The sequence below is a fragment of the Glutamicibacter endophyticus genome (assembly GCF_048457885.1).
Lineage (GTDB): Bacteria > Actinomycetota > Actinomycetes > Actinomycetales > Micrococcaceae > Glutamicibacter > Glutamicibacter endophyticus.
In genome coordinates this window covers 1,316,475-1,335,362 of the sequence record NZ_CP174200.1, presented here as the reverse complement: position 1 = coordinate 1,335,362, position 18,888 = coordinate 1,316,475, and the positions used below count along the sequence as shown (strand labels likewise).

The window sequence follows — 18,888 nt, the reverse complement described above, 5'->3', positions numbered from 1 at the left end:
GCGCAATAGTCGCGCGCTTAATAAAGTCTAGTTCCAACCGCTGATTGCGCGTCGAAGGCGCCCGGTTCCTGGCTGGGTCTGTGCCCATCTCAGGTACCGGGCGCCGTCGCGCATCGGGTTGCTAGTCCTTGGCCGGAGTGGTCTTATTCACCAGCATCAGGAACTCGGCATTGGATTCGGTTTCGCGAATCTTGCCGGTCAGGATTTCCAGGGCCTGCTGCGGATCCAGCCCGGAGAGCATGCGACGCAGACGCCACATGATGCGCACCTCGTCGGCGCTCATCAGCTGCTCTTCACGGCGGGTCGAGGACTCGTTGACGTCCACGGCCGGGAAGATACGCTTGTCGGCCAGCTTGCGGCTCAGGCGCAGCTCCATGTTGCCGGTGCCCTTGAACTCCTCGAAGATCACCTCGTCCATCTTCGAACCGGTCTCCACCAGGGCGGTGGCCAGAATGGTCAGCGAGCCACCGTTTTCGATGTTGCGGGCGGCACCGAAGAAGCGCTTCGGCGGGTACAGCGCGGCCGAGTCCACACCACCGGAGAGGATGCGGCCCGAGGCCGGGGCGGCCAGGTTGTAGGCGCGGCCCAGACGGGTCATCGAATCCAGCAGCACCACAACGTCCATGCCCATTTCCACCAGGCGCTTGGCGCGTTCGATGGCCAGTTCGGCCACCGTGGTGTGATCATCGGCCGGGCGGTCGAAGGTCGAGGCGATAACCTCACCCTTGACGGTGCGCTGCATATCGGTGACTTCCTCGGGACGTTCGTCCACGAGCACCATCATCAGGTGCACTTCCGGGTTGTTGGTGGTGATGGCCTGCGCAATGGACTGCAGGATCTGGGTCTTACCGGCCTTCGGCGGGGAGACGATCAGGCCACGCTGGCCCTTACCGATCGGGGCCACCAGGTCGATCACGCGTGGGCCGACCTTCTTCGGGTCGGTCTCCAGGCGCAGACGCTCCTGCGGGTAGAGCGGCACGAGCTTGTTGAACTCGACGCGCTCCTTGTTGTCCTCCGGGGTCTTCCCGTTGACGCTGGTCAGCTGCACCAGTGCGTTGAACTTCTGACGCGGGTTCGGGGTTTCACCCTCGCGCGGGGCACGTACGGCACCGACGATGGCATCGCCCTTGCGCAGGTTGTACTTCTTGACCTGGCCCAGGGTGACGTAGATGTCGTTCTGGCCGGGCAGGTAGCCGGAGGTCCGCACGAAGGCGTAGTTCTCCAGCACATCCAAAATACCGGCGACCGGCAGCAGCACGTCGTTCTCGTTCAGCTGCGGCTCGTCGTTGTCCTCACGACGGTTGCGGCGGTTGCGGTTACGGTCGTTGCGATCATTGCGGTCGTTACGATCGTTGCGGTCGCGGTTGCGCTCACGGCGGTTGCGGTTACGGTCGTTACGATCCCCGCGGTCATTACGATCGTTGCGCTCATTACGCTCGCCACGATCCTCGCGGTCCCCGCGCTCTGTGCGGTCGCCACGCTCGCTGCGCTCGTTACGGTCGCCACGCTCGTTGCGGTCATTACGATCACCGCGGTCGTTGCGGTCACCACGCTCGTTGCGCTCGGAGCGGTCGCTACGCTCCTCGGTGTCCTGCTTGTCCTCACCGGCGTCCGCACGGTTGGACTCGGAACGCTCACGACGGTTGTTGCGTTCACGGCGGTTGCCGCGCTCGCGACGCTCGCTGCGCTCCTCGCCCTGAGTTTCGTTGTTGCCGCGCTCTGCGGAACCCTCCGCCTCGTTCTGCGCGGCGGTTTCTGCTTCGGCCTTCTTGCCGCGGCCGCCGCTGCGGCGTGCCTTTGCGGTGGACTTGGCCTCTTCCTCGGTCGGCTGTTCGGCCGGTGCCTCGGTCGCGGCCGGTGCCTCGGCGGCGACCTTGCCCGAATCGGTGGCGCGACGCGAACCGCGGCGGGCGCGGGCCGGAGCCTTGGTTCCGCCCTGCTCGGCCGGGGCCTCGGCGGCAGCGGCCGCGACGGACTCGGCGGGCTGCTCGGCCTTCGAGGCGCGGCTGCGGCTGGACTTGCGCTTTGGTTCGGCCGGAGCTTCCGCGTTATCGGCCTCGGTCTTCGGTGCGGACTTGGCGGACGCCTTCGCGCCGGCCTTCGAGTCCTTGGCGACGGCCTCCCCGCGCTGATGTGCGCTAATGGTGGCGACCAGGTCGGCCTTGCGCATGCGCGAACCGCCGGTAATGCCAAGCTGGGAGGCGAGCTGCTGCAACTGAGTCATCTTCAAAGATGCCAGTCCGGAGCCCTTGGGGGTTGAAGTCTTGTTGTCCACGCCTTCGACGAGGCTCGTGGTTTCGGTCACGAATGTTCCTTCTGACTCGTTTCGATGAACCGGTGATCCGGTTCTTGTGCCGTTAAACGGTGGCCACCGGCCGGCAGATGTCCGACGCGACGACCCGCACGTACCGCCATTGAGACGAGCATGGCGGCACTGGGATGTGAAAGATTCGACAACTCGATGGCACGAGGCTGTGCACTAATAAGGGATGTCGAGATGCTGCGCGCCAGGGGAAACATCCGAAAGGCTGTACGAGCGCTGCGTGAACTTCCCACGCATAATCGCTTGCCTTGGCGCGAACCGACGAAAACCATCAACGGTCGCTGGAACCTGAGTCCTTCGGACTGCTCGAAGCGCTACAGCACCTCTACTGTAACACCGTTGCGCGCCAGTGCGGGAATTTCTATGCGCCAACTTACCGGGTTCCCCGAGGCTTCGAGCTGTTCGGCGTAGCCCTCGATGAGCTGCTGGGCGCGATCTTCGTCGGCCTCGGTCGACACCAACGTCAGCACGGTCGGTCCGGCACCGGAGACCACCGCCGCCAATCCGGCCTCGCGCAGACGTCGAATCAGTTCGGCCGATTCGGGCATCGCCTCGGCCCGGTAATCCTGGTGCAGGTAGTCCCGGGTACCGGCCAACAGGTGCTGCGGGGCGTGGCCGATGGCATGCACAAGCAGGCCGGTGGCGGCCGAATTTGCCGCGGCACGAGAGTGATCGATCTGTTCGGGCAGCACCGAACGCGCCGCATGGGTCGAAAGCCCCGTGGAGGGAATGGCTAGCACCGCACGCACCGCCGAGTGCACCGGCAGCGGCACGGCGGAAAATTCTCCGTCGTCGAGGCTGGCGGAAATGCTCAGGCCACCGAACACCGCCGGGGCCACGTTATCCGGGTGCCCCTCCCAGGCGGCCGCGGCCTGGAACACCGCCTGCGCTCCCCCGCGCAGGGCCGGTGGCAGCAGCGCGTCGGCCGCGGCATAGGCCGCGACGATCGCGGCGGCCGAGGACCCCATCCCGCGAGCATGCGGAATGTTGTTGGTGGCCTCAAGCCGCACGCCCACCGGCTCCACGCCACGTTCCGCCCAGTACTCGCGCATTTTGGCCACGATCAGGTGGCTTTCATCGCGCGGCAGACTCTCGGCGCCCTCACCGTGCACCACCACCTCGGTGTGCTCCGCGGTGCTGACCAGCAGTTCGTCGCGGTAATCCAAGGCCAGCCCGAAGGAATCGAAGCCCGGCCCAAGGTTGGCGCTGGTGGCCGGCGGGCAAATACGAAGGTGCTGGCCCAAAGCGATCGTGGCGCTCATAAGATGCAAGGCTCCTCGGCTGCGGGTGCGCTGGTGGGCGCACGGTGAAAAATGGGGATAAACGTTCGGCCGGGCCCGCGGGCCCGGCCGAATGGTCTTCGACGTGGGTTACAGACCCAGCGCCGCGGCGACCTCGACGACGTCGAAGGGCACCTTGGTCGGTTCAACCTCCGACCCATCAAGGTTCTTCAGGGCCCAGTTCGGGTCCTTCAGGCCGTGACCGGTGACGGTGATGACGATCTTCTTTCCGCTGGGCACATCCCCGGCGGCGTGGTGCTTGAGCAGTCCGGCAACACCGGCGGCGGAAGCCGGTTCGACGAACACGCCCTCCTTGGAGGACAGCCAGCGGTGTGCGGCGAGGATTTCCTCGTCGGTGACCGAGTCAATCAAGCCGCCGGACTCGTCACGCGCCGCCTCGGCCTGCTCCCAGCTGGCCGGGTTGCCGATGCGGATGGCGGTGGCGATCGTGTCGGGCTCGGTGATCGGGTGACCGGCCACGATCGGGGCGGCACCGGCAGCCTGGAAGCCCCACATCACCGGCGTCTTGGTGGCTACCGGGGCAAGTACCTCACCGGCCTGGTTGGTGTATTCGGAGGCGTACTCCTTATAACCCTTCCAGTAGGCGGTGATATTACCGGCGTTACCCACCGGCAGCAGGTGGTAGTCCGGGGCGTCGCCCAGGAAGTCCACGACCTCGAAGGAGCCGGTCTTCTGCCCCTCGATACGGGCCGGGTTCACCGAGTTAACCAGGAACACCGGGTAGTTTTCGCTGAGCTTGCGGGCCACCTCGAGGCAGTTATCGAAGTTGCCATCCACCTGCAAAATATCCGCGCCGTGCGCCACGGCCTGGGAGAGCTTGCCCATGGAGATCTTGCCGTCCGGCACCAACACCGCACACTTGAGCCCGGCCTGGGTGGCGTAGGCCGCGGCCGACGCCGAGGTGTTACCGGTGGAGGCACACACCACGGCCTTGGCCCCGGCGGCCACCGCCGCGGTCATCGCCATGGTCATCCCGCGGTCCTTGAAGGACCCGGTCGGGTTCATCCCCTCGACCTTCAGGTACACCTCGTTGCCGGTCAATTTCGACAGCGCCGGTGCGAACACCAACGGGGTGCCGCCCTCGCCGAGGGTGACGACCTGGGTGTTCTCGTCGACCGGCAGACGGTCGGCATATTCGCGGATTACGCCGCGCCACTGGTGAGCCATGCTAGTTTCCTTCAACTCGCAGAACGGACTGAACTTCTAAGACCGCGTCCAGCTCCTGCAGGGCAGCCACCGTGGACTGCAATGCCGCTTCGGAGGCCTCATGGGTGAGAATGCGTAGCTGAGCACCAGACTTCTCGGCGCTCACCTGCTGGTTCATGGCTTCGATCGAGATCTCGTGGCTGCCGAAGACGTCGGCGATACGCGCCAGCACACCCGGCTCGTCGGAGACCGAAAGGCCGATCCAGTAGCGGGTGGTGATCTGCGTGAAGTCCAGCATCGTGGCCGACTGCGCCTGCGAGGAGGCCGGCAGCGGGCCGCCGGAAACCACGCGGCGAGCCACGGCCACCACATCGCCCATCACGGCGCTGGCGGTCGGGGCGCCACCGGCACCGGCACCGTAGAACATCAGATCGCCGGCGTTTTCCGCCTCGACGAAGACCGCGTTGAAGGCCTCGTGCACGCTGGCCAGCGGGTGCGAACGCTTAATCAGGGCCGGGTAGACGCGCACCGAAATGCCGGCCTCGGACTTCTGCGCAATGGCCAGCAGCTTAATGACATAGCCGGCTGCGGCCGCGGCCGAAACGTCCTCCGCGGTGATCTCGGTGATGCCCTCGGTGTGCACCTGGTCGGAGGAGACGGTGGTGTGGAAGGCCAGCGAAGCCAAGATCGCAGCCTTCGCCGCCGCATCATGACCGCCGACGTCGGCCGTGGGATCGGCCTCGGCATAGCCCAGCGCCTGGGCCTGAGCGAGCACGTCGTCGAACTGGGCGCCGGTGGAATCCATCGCGTCGAGGATGAAGTTGGTGGTGCCGTTGACAATGCCCATCACCTTGGTGATCTGGTCGCCGGACAGCGAATCGGCGATGGGACGCAGAATCGGGATGGCCCCGGCCACCGCGGCCTCATAGCGCAGCTGCGCGTCGTTCTGTTCGGCCAGTTCGGCCAGGGCGGCGCCCTCGGCGGCGATCAACGCCTTGTTGCCGGTGACCACCGAGGCGCCGCGGCGCAGGGCGGCGGCGATGTAATCCCCGGCCGGCTGCAGGCCGCCGAGCAGCTCGATCACCACATCGGCGCGTTCGATCAGCCCATGGGCGTCGGTGGTCAGCAGCTCGGGCGGCAACTGGACATCGCGCGGGGCGCCGATATTGCGCACCGCCACGCCAATCAGTTCCAGGTTCGCGCCGGCGCGGGTGGCCAGCTCCTCGCGCTGCTCACGCAGGATCCGGGCCACCTGGGCACCGACGGTGCCGCAACCCAGCAAGGCAATTTTCAAGCTTTTTTCGCCGCTCATTTAACTCCCATGTCGCGGGCCAACAAATCGGATTCGGTCTCCCTGCGCACGATCAGACGTGCTTGCCCGTCGCGCACGGCCACCACCGGCGGACGGGTCAGGTAGTTGTAGTTGCTCGACAGCGCCCAACAGTAGGCGCCGGTCCCCGGCACGGCCAGCAGGTCGCCCGCGCTCACGTCGGCCGGCAGGTAGGCATCCTTCACGACTATGTCACCCGACTCGCAGTGCTTGCCAACTACGCGAGAAATAATCGGCTCCGCCTGCGTCATACGGGAGGCCAAAGCCACCGAATAATTCGCGTCGTACAGCACCGGTCGGGCGTTATCGCTCATGCCGCCGTCGACGGCCACATATCGCCGCGGATGCAGGCTTCCGGCCGCGTCCTCAACCTGCACATCCTTGCGCACCCCCACCTCATAGAGGGTGAAGGTCGACGGTCCGACGATCGCGCGCCCCGGCTCGATGGAGATCCGCGGGACGGCCAGCTCGAGCTCGGCGCTGCGCGCGGCCACCACGGCGGCCATCTGCTCGGCCAAGACGCTCGGCGTCGAGGGGGTATCCACCGCGGTATAGGCGATGCCGTAGCCGCCACCCAGATCCAGCTCGGGCAGCTGCACGCCATGGGTGTCACGCACCCAGCCCAGAACCCCGAGCATGGTGCGTGCGGCCATGGCGAAACCGTCGGCATCAAAAATCTGCGAACCGATGTGCGCGTGCAGGCCCAGCAGCTCGATCCACTCATGTTCCAGCGCAAAGTCGATGGCCGCATGCGCCGGAATGACCCCATCGGGCCCGGACAGGATCGATAGGCCGAACTTCTGGTCCTCATGGGCGGTGGCGATGGCCTCGTGGGTCGAGGCGTGCACCCCCGGGGTCAACCGCAGCATCACCTTGGCGCGCTGCTGAAGCCCGGTGGCCAGTCGGCCCACCCGTTCGAGCTCATCGAGGGAGTCGACGACGATGCGTCCGACGCCCATCTCAATGGCCCGCGTGATTTCCGCGGCCGACTTGTTGTTCCCGTGCAGCGACAGCAGCTCACCGGGCACCCCGGCGGCCTGCGCCACGGCCAACTCCCCGCCGGAACAGGTATCCAAACGCAGTCCCTCGGCCACCACCCAGCGGGCCACCTCCGTGCAGAGGAAGGCCTTGCCGGCGTAGTACACGTCGACCCCGCCGCAGAGGTCGGCGAAGGCCGCATCAAAGGCCGCCTTGAAATCCGCGGCGCGCGACCGGAAATCCTGCTCATCCATGACGAATAGCGGGGTGCCGAATTCGCGGGCCAACTCGCTGACCGGCAGGCCGGAGACGGCCAGCTCGCCACCGCTATCGCGCGCGACCGACGCGGCCCACGCCGCCTGACCCAGCTCGTTCGGGTCCTGCGGGTAGTCCAACCACTGCGGGGCTAATGCACTGCGCGCCATCGCTACATCTTCTCCGGGGCGCTCACACCCAGCAGGCCCAGCCCGTTGGCCAGTACCTGGCTGGTGGCGTCATTAAGCCACAGGCGGGTCGAGTGCTCGGCGGTGACCTGGGTATCCTCGCCCACCGGGGTGATGCGGGTGGCGGCGTACCAGGAGTGGTAGGCGGCGGCGACCTGCTCCAGGTAGCGGGCAATGCGGTGCGGTTCGCGCGATTCGGCGGCACCGGCAACCACCGAGGGCAGCTGACCGAGCACGGCCAACAGGTCATTCTCCGTGGCGTGGGTCAGCAAGCTGGCGTCGAACTCACCACGGGTCACGCCCTTGGCCTCGGCTTGCCGGGCGGCGGCCCGCGAGCGTGCATGTGCGTACTGCACGTAGTACACCGGGTTGTCGTTGCTGTTCTTCCTCAGCTGCTCCGGATCCAGCGCGATCGGCGAATCGGCCGGGTAGCGGGCCAACGAATAACGCAGCGCGTCGGCCCCGATCCACTCGATCAGGTCGCGCAGCTCGATGATGTTGCCCGCACGCTTGGACAGCTTCGCGCCGTTGACGCTGATCAGCTGGCCGATGAGCACCTCAATATTGTGCGACGGGTCATCGCCGGCGCAGGCGGCGATGGACTTCAGCCGGTTCACATATCCGTGGTGGTCGGCGCCCAGCAGGTAAATCTTCTGCTCGAAACCGCGGTCCTTCTTGGACAGGTAGTAGGCGGCGTCGGCGGCGAAGTAGGTCGGCTCCCCGTTGGCACGGATCATCACGCGATCCTTGTCGTCACCGAAATCGGTGGTGCGCAGCCACACGGCGCCGGCGTCGTCGAACACATGGCCCTGTTCACGCAGGCGCGCCACCGCGTCGTTGACCGCCCCGGCATTGTGCAAGGTGGCCTCGGAGAAGTACACGTCGAAGCTCACCCCGAAGTCGGCCAGGGTCCGCTTAATGTCCGCCATCTGCGCGGCATAGGCCAGCTCGCGGATCTGCGGCAGCGCGGTTTGAAGCGGCTCGTCCTTCAGCTGCGGGGCCTGCTCGAGGACGATATCGGCCAGTTCCTGGATGTACTCGCCCGGGTAGCCGCCCTCGGGCACCGGCAGCGAATGCATTCGGTTGTACACGCTGGTGGCAAACACGTTCATCTGGTTGCCGGCGTCGTTGATGTAATACTCGCTGGTCACGTCGGCGCCCGAGGCACGCAGCACGCGGGCGATCGCATCGCCCAGCGCGGCCCACCGGGTGTGCCCGATATGCAGCGGTCCGGTGGGGTTCGCCGAGACGAACTCCATGTTGATGATCTGGCCGTTCAGCGACTGGTTATGACCGTAGGTGCTACCGGCCTCGACGATGGTGCGCGCCAGCTCGCCGGCGGCGGCGGCGTCGAGGGTGATGTTCAAGAAGCCCGGGCCGGCGATGTCCACGGAGCTCACCCCGGGGACCTGGCTCAGCCGGGCGGAGAGCAACTGAGCGAAGTCGCGCGGCGCCATGCCGGCCTTTTTGCCCAGCTGCAGGGCGATGTTGGTGGCCCAGTCCCCGTGCTCGCGACTTTTCGGTCGCTCCACCCGCACGGTGTCGGGAAGGTCGACGGTGATCTCACCGGCGGCGACGGCCTCGGTAAGGCATGCGGATATGGCTGTGGAGAGTTCTTCTGGAGTCACCGTTCAAGAATACCGAATGGTAGGGGTTATTCGACCACTTCATGACGTCAATCCGCTCACGTCAACGGCGGCGCCACGCAGCCCTCCGACCCGATTGTGCCAACCGCCCCACCAGCTGATAAGCTCATATCCGTCGCACAGCGGCATGCCTCCGTAGCTCAGTGGATAGAGCGTCTGTCTCCGGAACAGAAGGTCGAAGGTTCGATTCCTTTCGGGGGCACTTTTTGTGCCCAAAATCCTCCCCCGGCCCGCCTGCGGCCGGGCTGGTGGCCACTTCTCCACAGTTCGCCAGCACCTGGGAAATTCACCTTTCACCCTGCCCGATGATCGGGGCATGGAATTTCACGCCATTGCCGGTGCCGTCGCCACCCTCCGCGAGGCCTGCACCGAGTCCGGCCCCGAGCTTGCGACGAGTCTGCTCGCCGAGCTCGACGAGCTCGCGCTGACTCTGGTGCAACAGTGCGCTGCGGCCGTCCAATCACGTGAAGATCCCCGACTGCTGCTGGCCCATGCTAAGCGCACCGAAGAACTTTACCGACACGCAATTCGCGAGCAATTGCGCTGCGCCGCGGCGGCCGAGCTGGGCGCCGCCCACGCGCTGCCACCGGAAACCTACGACGAAATAGCCGCGGGCACCTGCGACTACCAGGGCACGGCCGAGCTCACCGGCGGGCGGTCTTGCTACCAGGACACCAGTGACCTGCTAGCCGGCTGGCTGAATATCGACTACTTCGAGGCGCGTACCCGCGTCGCCGATGCCCACCTATTGGTGGCGCGCCCCACCATGGCTGGCACCGGCACCACTGCACGGTACAGCCAGCTGGCCGAAAGCTTCGACGCCACGGATATCGATCCCCGCGCCGTGCGCCAGGTCGCCCGCAAGCTCGCCAAAGCCGAAGGGCCCGACCTGATCTCCGAGGGCACCCCGAGTGAACCGTGGCTACGCTGCCCCGACGGACGCACCGTGGAAGAACGAGCCACCGACCTTTTGCACGGCGAAGACCCGCGCACCGCCGCCAAACAGATTTCCGAGCTCCTTCGGCAGCAGGCACCGGCGCAACAGTCCGACCCCGAACTAGGTCTCTTTGCCCGACCCACGCGCGGCGCGGTGCACGTATTTACGCTGCACACCACCGCCGCCGGCGCGGAACTGATTCGATCGGCCATGGCACAAGCGGATAATCCGCGCACCCAGGCCGGCGCCGAGGCTCGCCGCCAGCGCACCAATTTAGCCACCGGGCAAGAACCGGAGGCGGCGGATGGGGACACGCCCTCGTGGCTGAGCACCGATCAACCGGCCCCCGAGTGGGCCGGTGTGAACGAGCCCTCCCCCAACCTCGGCACGCCACCGGCCACTGAACCAGAACCCGCACCAGAATCGGGAGTCACGGTGGCCGAACGCCGCCTGAACGCGGTGCTCGACAAATTAGGGGCGGTGCTCCCCGGGGCCCGCGAAGCCAACGACCCAACAGAGCTAGCACCAGTCCCGGAGTTGGCCGCCCTGAGCGAGCCGTCGGCGACACCGCGGCGCATTGCCCCCGAAGTCATCGTGCATATCAACCTCGAAGATCTCACCAACCTGGCCGATGGACGGGGAATCACCGCCCATGGGCTGACCGTCGGGCCCGCAGATTTACGGCAGATGCTCTGCGAGGCCGAGGTGGTACCCATGGTGCTCAACGGTCGCGGTCAGGTGTTGGACGTGGGTCGAGCCCAACGGCTCTTCCCTCCGCCGATCAAGAAAGCCATCATCGCCCGCGACCGCGGCTGCATTGTCCCGGGCTGTACCGCGCCGGTCGAACACCTAGAGGCCCACCACTATAAGAAATCGTGGAAAGACGGCGGGCACACCACGGTCGGCAATGGGTGCGCACTGTGTAGCGCCCACCATCACGCGGTACATGCCGGCCAACTGCAGGTCATCGAACATGCGGGCCTACCCCATGTTCTGCTCCCCGCCCATCAAGACCCCTTGCAGATTCCCCGGCGGAATAACTACTGGCGGCAGGTCGCATAACGACGAAACGCCGCCGTCGGAAGCGAGTCTTGCTTCCGACGGCGGCGTCTAACAGCCGTCCGGGCCCCGCAGAGGATCATCTCAGGAGCATCGCCGCCTTACTGCAGCATCGTGCGGTCATCGAGCTGAGCGCCCTTGATCTTCTCGAATTCGCCCAGCAGACCCTTAACGGTCATCTTCGACTTGGCCTCGGCATCGAGATCCAAGATGATCTGACCGTCGTGCATCATGATCAACCGCGTGCCGAGCGCCAAGGCCTGCTCCATATTGTGCGTCACCATCAAGGTGGTCAGCTGATGACGATTCACGATCTCGTCGGTCAGCCGGGACACCAGGGCCGCACGCTGCGGATCCAGCGCGGCGGTGTGCTCGTCGAGCAGCAGGATTTTCGGCTGTGAGAAGGTCGCCATGAGGAGGCTCAGCGCCTGGCGCTGACCGCCGGAGAGCAGACCGACCTTGGTCTTCAGTCGGTGCTCCAAGCCCAGCTCGAGGCTGGCAAGTTCATCAATGAACAGCTTGCGACGACGCGCCCCGACACCAAGTCCGAGCCCGCGGAAACGACCGCGGGCGTAAGCCAGCGCCATATTCTCTTCGATGCTCATACTCGGTGCGGTACCCGCCATCGGGTCCTGGAAGACGCGGCCAATGTATTTGGCGCGCTGGTAGTCAGCCAGTTTGGTGACGTTCTTACCGTCGATTCGCACCGCACCCACATCGGGCTGGAGCTTGCCGGCCACCATGTTCAACATGGTCGACTTGCCAGCACCGTTCGAACCGATAACGGTCACGAACTCCGCGGCACTAAGGTTCAGGTTGATTCCGCGCAGGGCCTTGCGCTCGTTGACGGTACCCGGGAAAAAGGTCCGCGAAAGATTGGAGATCTCAAGCATTGCTGCTCACCTCTTCCTTGGTCGGGGTGTCCTGCGGCTTATTGCCCTTGAAAGACTTGACCATCTTCTGGAATCCCTTCCAGCGCGGTAGCAGCAGTGCCACGACCACCAGAATTGCGGAGATCAGCTTCATGTCGTTGACTTCCAGGCCGGCCATCAGCGCGAACTGGATCACCAGGCGGTAGATCACGGCACCGAGGACGACGGCCAACGCGGCCAGCCAAATGTAGCGCTGGGTGAAGATTGCCTGACCGACGATCACCGAGGCCAGACCGATCAAGATCAGACCAATGCCCATGCCAACATCGGCGAACCCTTGGTACTGGGCGATCAGTGCGCCGGAGAGCCCCACCAAACCGTTCGAGAGCGCCAAACCTAGGATCTTCTGGTTGTCGGTGCTCACGCCGAAGGAACGGATCATCTGCTCGTTGTCACCGGTTGCACGCATGGCCATGCCGACCTCGGTGTGCAGGAACCACACGATAATTGCCACGAAAATCAGGCAGACGAGGAACAACACACCGATGGCCGGGCCGGAGCCGAGCCACCCGGCCTGACGCAGCGGGCTGATCAGGGTGTCTTCTCCCAGCAACGGGACGTTGGCCTTGCCCATGATGCGCAGGTTAATCGAGTAGAGCGCGATCATGGTGAGGATACCGGCGAGCAGACCGTCAATCTTGCCCTTGGTGTGGAGCAAGCCGGTAATAACGCCGGCGATCATGCCGGCGAAGAAGGCCAGCGCGGTCGCTAGCCAGGGGTTGACCCCGTTGACGATGCTGACCGAGGCGACGGCCGCCCCGGTGGTGAAGCTACCGTCGACGGTCAGGTCGGGAAAGTTAAGAATACGGAACGTCAGATAGACGCCTAGGGCCATAATGGCGTAAATCAGGCCCAGTTCAACCGCTGTGATCATGGTGGGATCCTTGCGTCGAGGAGGAAAAGTTGCTGCGCTGTTGGGTCACGACAAAGGCGAGGCGACGTGCTTAGCTCGCCTCACCTTGATCGTCATCGCCGTTCAGGGGTTAGTAGACCTCTGCGGCTTTCTCCTTCAGCTCGGCAGGAATCTCAATCCCCACCTTCTTCGCGGCACCTTCGTTGATGTAAAGATCGACGTCGGTCAGGGTCTCCACCGGCATGGACTTGGCCTCGGCTTCACCCTTGAGCAGCTTGGCGGCCATGGCAGCGGTCTGCTTGCCCAGCTTTTCGTAGTTGATGCCATAGGTCGCGGTTGCACCACGTTCCACGGACTCACCGTCGGCGGCGATCACCGGCACCTTCTTGGACTGCGCGGTTTGCAGCAGGCCTTCAAGAGCGGAAACCACAGCGTTGTCGGTTGGCACGTAGTACGCGTCGACGTCCAGGGAATTCGCGGCCTGCTGAACCTCGCTAGGCGCCGAGATAGCGGCTTCCTTGATGTTCAGCCCCAATTCGGCGGCGGCTTCCTTGGCCCAGGTGACCTGGCTGGCGGAGTTCACCTCACCGGAGGAGTAGACGATGCCGACGTTCTTGGCATCCGGCGCAAGTTCCTTGAGCAACTGCAGCTGTTCCAGCACCGGGTTCTTATCCGAGGTACCGGTGACGTTGCCACCCGGTGCCTCGAGCGAGTCGACCAGCTTGGCGGCGACCGGGTCGGTGACCGCGGAGAAGACCACGGGGATGTTGCTGATGGACTGTGCGGCGGCCTGTGCGGTCGGCGTGGCCACGGCCAGCACCAAATCCATATCCGAATCGGCGGCGAATTTACCGACGATGGAGGTGTTGGTGGCCTGGTCGGCCTGAGCGTTTGCGAAGTCGTACTCCACCGAGCCCGCGTCGTAGCCGGCCTCGCTCATACCTTCCTTAAAGCCTGTGACAACGGCGTCCAGCGAAGGGTGCGAAACGTACTGGGCGATGCCGATCTTCACGGTCTCACCTTCCGGCACACCGCCCGACGAACCTCCGTCTTGACCGCAGGCGCTCAGTGCGAGCGCTCCCGCCGCGGCCAGAGCCGCGAATTTTGTCGCCATGAAACGCTTCATTGCTTTTCGTCCCTTTCACAAGTTCCCTGCGAGTAATGACCACCGGCGGCACATCGCCCGGGGTACGGACGATGGGACATACGGCCATGTGGGAACAGCCGGCCGCCCCGTCAGTGGGTACCCACGATCTTACCTGTGAATGACCTCACTGTGACCATGAATGTGGCACGAGTACAGACAAATGTCTCGAGATAAGGCCTGAGGATAGAAATTATGACCACAAACCAACCACGTCGGTGAATTTTTGTATTCCAACACGCAGACTGCACCGGCAAACGGTAGACAATCGGAAAATTTGACATCCATTTCGCATCTTTGTTGGACGTCGCGTGATAGGCATCGACCGCGCGTATCGACGGCCCGTCGTTGCCCCTTGCAGGGCGAATGTCGGCTCTGCGAAGACCGGCGCATAGAATGGGCCCTACCATGGCGATCAGCATCTCTTATCCCGAAGCACTTCCCGTGTCCGCTCGCCGCGACGACATCATCGACGCGATCTCGAAACACCAGGTGGTCATCATCGCCGGTGAAACCGGCTCGGGTAAAACGACTCAGTTGCCCAAGATGCTTCTCGAGCTCGGTCTGGCACGGCACGGGATGATCGGGCACACGCAGCCCCGGCGACTTGCCGCACGCACCGTGGCCGAGCGCATCGCCGAGGAACTGGGCACCAAGATCGGCGACGAGGTCGGCTTCCACGTCCGTTTTACCGGTGAAGTCTCGCGCAACACCAAGCTGAAGGTGATGACCGACGGCATCCTGCTCGCCGAGATTCAACGCGATAAGTTGCTGAAAAAGTACTCGGCGATCATCATCGACGAGGCCCACGAACGCAGCCTGAACATCGATTTCTTGCTCGGCTACCTCAAGCAGATCATGCCCAAGCGGCCTGATTTGAAGATCATCATCACCTCCGCAACCATCGACCCCGAACGCTTCGCCGCGCACTTCGCCTCCCCCGACCCGCAGGGCGATCCGGTCCCCGCCCCGATCCTCGAGGTCTCGGGTCGCACCTTCCCCGTCGAGCTTCGCTACCGTCCCTTGCAGGTCGAGGCGGAAACCGCCGACGAAGACGCCTCGGAGTTGGAAGACGACCGTGATCCGCTCGACGCGGTCACCGACGCGGTGCTCGAATTGTCGCGTGAAGAGCCGGGCGACATCCTGATCTTTTTCTCCGGCGAGCGCGAAATCCGCGATGCGGCCGACGCCCTGCGCTCTCTAATTAGTTCGACTCGCGCCTTGCGGAACTACGAGGTGTTACCGTTGTTCGCCCGGCTCTCGCTGGCCGAACAGCATAAGGTCTTCCATCCCGGCTCGGCTCCGCGCATCGTCTTGGCCACCAACGTCGCCGAAACCTCGTTGACCGTCCCGGGCATCAAGTACGTGATCGATACCGGCACCGCGCGCATCTCGCGCTACTCGCACCGCACCAAGGTGCAGCGCCTACCTATTGAACGCATCTCTCAGGCCAGCGCCAACCAGCGTTCGGGTCGTTGCGGCCGCGTCTCCTCTGGCATTGCCATCAGGCTCTACGCGGAGTCCAATTACGAGTCGCGCCCGGAGTTCACCGATCCGGAAATTCTGCGCACCAACCTCGCAAGCGTCATCCTGCAAATGATTTCCTTAGGCGTGGTGCCCGATGCGAAGGCGGTCGCGGAGTTCCCCTTCGTGCAACCTCCCGAGTCGCGGGCGATCTCCGATGGTGCGAATCTGCTGCGTGAGCTGGGTGCGCTCGACGGCGGCGCCAAGGCGCAGGTCACCGAGATCGGCCGCAAACTGGCGATGCTGCCGCTGGATGTGCGACTGGGGCGGATGCTCCTCGAGGCGGCCGAGCGCGGGGTGGCCAAGGAGTTGATGGTGCTCACCGCCGCCTTGAGCATTCAAGACCCGCGGGAGCGCCCCAGCGAAGACACCGGGCAGCGGGAACGTGCCGCCGAACTGCACCGTCGTTTCACCGACGAGAAGTCGGACTTCATCTCATTGCTGAACCTCTGGGCCTACCTGCAAGAACAGCAGCGCGAGCTTTCCTCCTCGGCGTTCCGTCGGCTGTGCCGCGCCGAACACATCAACTATCTGCGCGTGCGTGAATGGCAGGATCTGTTTACCCAACTACGCCAGTTGGCCAAGTCGCTGGGCATTACGGTGGCCGCGGCCGCCATTGACCCGGCCGCCAATGAGGATCAGGTGCATATCAGTCTGCTCACCGGCCTGCTGGGCCACGTCGGGCTCTACGACGAACGCAAACGCGATTACCAGGGCGCCCGCGGCACCCGTTTTGCGATCTTCCCCGGGTCCGGCCTGTTCAAGAAGTCGCCCAGCTGGGTGATGGCCGCCGAACTGGTGGAAACCTCGCGGCTGTGGGCGCGGACCGTGGCCGCCATCGATCCGGCGTGGATCGAAGAGGTCGCCGCGCCGTTGCTCAAGCGTAGCTACTCGGAACCGCACTGGTCACGGCGCAATGGTTCGGTGATGGGCTACGAGAAGGTGACGCTCTTTGGGCTACCGGTGGTGCCCCAACGTCGCATTCACTACTGGCGGGTAGACCCGGCGGTGGCCCGCGAACTGTTCATCCGCCACGCCTTGGTGGAGGGCGACTGGCGCACCCACCACCGCTTCTTCGAACGTAATCGCAAGGCCCTGGCGGAGGTGGAGGAGCTCGAAACGCGGTTGCGACGTCATGACCTGCGGGTGAGCGACGACGATCTCTTCGCCTTCTACGACGCCCGGCTACCGGAGAAGATTTACTCCGAACGGCACTTTGACCGCTGGTGGAAAACGGCGCGCGCCAACGACCCGGCCTTGCTGGATTTTGACCCGCAAGCGCTGCTCGAGGCCGACGCCGAGCAGTTAGCCACCGAGGACTTCCCCACCGTCTGGCGCCACGGCAGCGTCGATCTGCCGCTGCACTACGAATACAACCCGACGGCGGCGCCCGGTGAGGGCGACGGGGTGAGCCTGCAGGTGCCGGTGGTCTTCCTCAACCAGCTCGAACCACGCCAGTTCCGCTGGCTGATCCCCGGGTTGCGTCACGAGTTGCTCACCGCGCTGATTCGTTCCATGCCCAAGGCGTTGCGCAAGAATTTCGTGCCCGCCCCCGATGTGGCACGTCAGGCGCTGGAGCAGCTGAACGCCGACTTTGATCCGGCCACCGACGAGCTGACCGAGGCGCTAGCCCTGGTGTTGCGCCGGTTGCGCGGCATCGTCGTCGACCCTGCGGTCTTCGATCTGGACGCACTGCCCACGCACCTGCGTTTCGGCTTCGAGGTGCTCGACGGGCGCGGCAAGGTGCTAGGCAGCGGCCGCGACCTTCCGGCGTTGCAGCACCGGTTTGCCGCGGCTAACCGTGCGGCGCTGGCGACCGAGGTTTCCGGAGGTTCGGCAACGGCCCAGCCGGGCAAGCCTTCGGGGGCGGCGCGTGCGGCGGCCAAGGGCAAATCCGCGGGGCGTGGCGCCCGCGGCAAGGGCGGCGGCGCCACGAAGTCCACCGGCTGGGAGCAGCCGGGGCTGAGTAGTTGGCCGGAGCTGTCCGAGGGCCGGATCCCCGAGAAGGTCACCACCGATGTGATGGGTCAGCAGGTCACCGCCTACCCCGGACTGGTGGACGAGGGCGACAGCGTGCGCTTGACGGTGTTCCGCAGTGCCAGCGAACGCGATGCGGCGCACCGCGGCGGGGTCATCCGGCTGCTGATGTTGCATCTGCCGTCCACGCAAAAGTTCGTGCTCGAACACCTGAGCAATACCGAACGTTTGGCCTTCAGCCAGAATCCGCACGGCTCGGTCGACTCGCTGATCGCCGACTGCACGCGGGCGGCGGTGGACCGGCTGGTGCCGGCCGACCTGCCCATGGACCGTGCGGCCTTCGAGGCGCTCTTCGAGTCGGTGCGCGCGGACCAGATCGACACGGTCTTTTCGATCACCGCGGTGGTGGCGAAGATTTTCGCCATTTCCACCCGGATTGCCAAGCAGCTGAAGTCCGGTGCCTCGCTGGCCATGTTCCAAGCGGTGAACGATATCCGTTCGCAGCTCGAGCAGCTGATCTATCCCGGGTTTATCGCCGCCACCGGTGCCGGGCATCTGGTGCGCGTGCCGGTGTATCTGCAAGCCATTGAGGTGCGCTTGCAAAAGCTCGCCGGCGGGGCGGTGACCCGCGACGGGCAGGGTCTGGCGATCATCCAGCGGCTTGAGGATGAGTACGACGCGGCCCTGGAGCGGGTACCCTCCGGCACGCGCACACCGGCGGCACTGGCCGAGGTGAAGTGGATGCTCGAGGAGATGCGCATCTCGCTCTTTGCCCAGGAGCTGGGCACCGCGTATTCCGTGAGCGAGAAGCGCATCCGCAAGGCCATTAAGGACGGGCTGGCCGAGCTCTAGTCCTCGGGAACGTGCTCACCGGCCCCGGCCGCACGCAATGCCGCGCGCAAACGCTGCGCGCTGCGTTCCATGCGCTCGGGGTCCGGGTTCGTATCGGCGTTGGCAAGATCGAAATCGGCCAGCGAGTTCGTCGGCCAGACGTGCACGTGCAGGTGCGGGACCTCGAAACCGGCGACCATCAGCCCGGCGCGGGCCGAGCCGAAGGCCTCTTTCTGCGCCCGACCGATGATGGCCGAAACCTTCATCAGGTGGGCCAGCAATTCGTCATCGGCGTCGGTGAATTCGTTGATCTCCGCGCGCGGCACCACCAAGGTGTGTCCGTCGGACAGCGGCCCGATGGATAGGAAGGCCACACAGGTCTCATCGCGCCAAATGAAGCGACCGGGGATCTCACCGTCGATAATTTTCGTGAACAGCGTGCTCATAAGGACCTTTCTGTGGTT

12 protein-coding genes and 1 tRNA gene are annotated in these 18,888 nt (G+C 64.9%); 3 read left to right on the top strand and 10 right to left on the bottom strand.

All coding sequences use genetic code 11. From position 1 onward, the window contains the following. Positions 1-121 precede the first annotated feature (121 nt). The 6 genes from rho to argS all read right to left on the bottom strand — a co-directional run bounded on the left by rho (position 122) and on the right by argS (position 9,149). Positions 122-2,305 carry a transcription termination factor Rho gene (gene rho, locus ACJD00_RS06335; protein ID WP_418908970.1) on the bottom strand — a complete coding sequence of 728 codons (2,184 nt, stop codon included), beginning with the start codon at positions 2,303-2,305 and terminating at the stop codon, positions 122-124. A 332-nt stretch (positions 2,306-2,637) separates the two neighbouring features. Then, complete coding sequence (thrB, locus tag ACJD00_RS06330) at positions 2,638-3,585, bottom strand: homoserine kinase (protein WP_418908969.1); 948 nt, start codon at positions 3,583-3,585, stop codon at positions 2,638-2,640. A gap of 108 nt (positions 3,586-3,693) precedes the next feature. Beyond that, entirely contained in the window at positions 3,694-4,791 is a 1,098-nt protein-coding gene (thrC, locus tag ACJD00_RS06325; protein WP_418908968.1) for a threonine synthase, read from the bottom strand. A 1-nt stretch (position 4,792) separates the two neighbouring features. Continuing rightward, positions 4,793-6,082, bottom strand: a complete 1,290-nt coding sequence (locus ACJD00_RS06320; RefSeq protein WP_418908967.1) for a homoserine dehydrogenase — start codon at positions 6,080-6,082, stop codon at positions 4,793-4,795. Next, entirely contained in the window at positions 6,079-7,503 is a 1,425-nt protein-coding gene (lysA, locus tag ACJD00_RS06315; protein ID WP_418908966.1) for a diaminopimelate decarboxylase, read from the bottom strand. The genes ACJD00_RS06320 and lysA overlap by 4 nt, the downstream gene beginning before the upstream one ends. A 2-nt stretch (positions 7,504-7,505) precedes the next feature. Next, positions 7,506-9,149 carry an arginine--tRNA ligase gene (gene argS, locus ACJD00_RS06310; protein ID WP_418908965.1) on the bottom strand — a complete coding sequence of 548 codons (1,644 nt, stop codon included), beginning with the start codon at positions 9,147-9,149 and terminating at the stop codon, positions 7,506-7,508. Between the two features lie 147 nt (positions 9,150-9,296). On the opposite strand from argS, the gene ACJD00_RS06305 reads away from it, so the two are divergent. Beyond that, positions 9,297-9,369: transfer RNA gene (locus ACJD00_RS06305), tRNA-Arg, on the top strand. A gap of 114 nt (positions 9,370-9,483) precedes the next feature. Next, on the top strand, positions 9,484-11,166 hold the full coding sequence (locus ACJD00_RS06300; RefSeq protein WP_418908964.1) for an HNH endonuclease signature motif containing protein: 1,683 nt from the start codon (positions 9,484-9,486) through the stop codon (positions 11,164-11,166). Positions 11,167-11,264: 98 nt separating this feature from the next. Here the strand turns inward: ACJD00_RS06300 and ACJD00_RS06295 are convergent, their stop codons facing one another. The 3 genes from ACJD00_RS06295 to ACJD00_RS06285 all read right to left on the bottom strand — a co-directional run bounded on the left by ACJD00_RS06295 (position 11,265) and on the right by ACJD00_RS06285 (position 14,062). Beyond that, a complete protein-coding gene (locus tag ACJD00_RS06295) occupies positions 11,265-12,056 on the bottom strand; it encodes an ABC transporter ATP-binding protein (RefSeq protein WP_309407753.1) in 792 nt (263 codons plus the stop codon). Further along, positions 12,049-12,969, bottom strand: a complete 921-nt coding sequence (locus ACJD00_RS06290) for an ABC transporter permease (RefSeq protein ID WP_418908963.1) — start codon at positions 12,967-12,969, stop codon at positions 12,049-12,051. The genes ACJD00_RS06295 and ACJD00_RS06290 overlap by 8 nt, the downstream gene beginning before the upstream one ends. 109 nt (positions 12,970-13,078) lie before the next feature. Beyond that, a complete protein-coding gene (locus ACJD00_RS06285) occupies positions 13,079-14,062 on the bottom strand; it encodes an ABC transporter substrate-binding protein (protein WP_418908962.1) in 984 nt (327 codons plus the stop codon). A 438-nt stretch (positions 14,063-14,500) separates the two neighbouring features. Between ACJD00_RS06285 and hrpA the strand changes: the two genes are divergently transcribed. Further along, the gene (gene hrpA, locus ACJD00_RS06280; protein WP_418908961.1) at positions 14,501-18,445 is read left to right on the top strand and encodes an ATP-dependent RNA helicase HrpA; all 3,945 of its coding nucleotides are present in this window, start codon (positions 14,501-14,503) and stop codon (positions 18,443-18,445) included. Here hrpA and ACJD00_RS06275 read toward each other — a convergent pair. Next, positions 18,442-18,870, bottom strand: coding sequence for an HIT family protein (locus ACJD00_RS06275; protein WP_418908960.1), 429 nt, complete (start codon positions 18,868-18,870; stop codon positions 18,442-18,444). The genes hrpA and ACJD00_RS06275 overlap by 4 nt on opposite strands. Positions 18,871-18,888 lie beyond the last annotated feature (18 nt).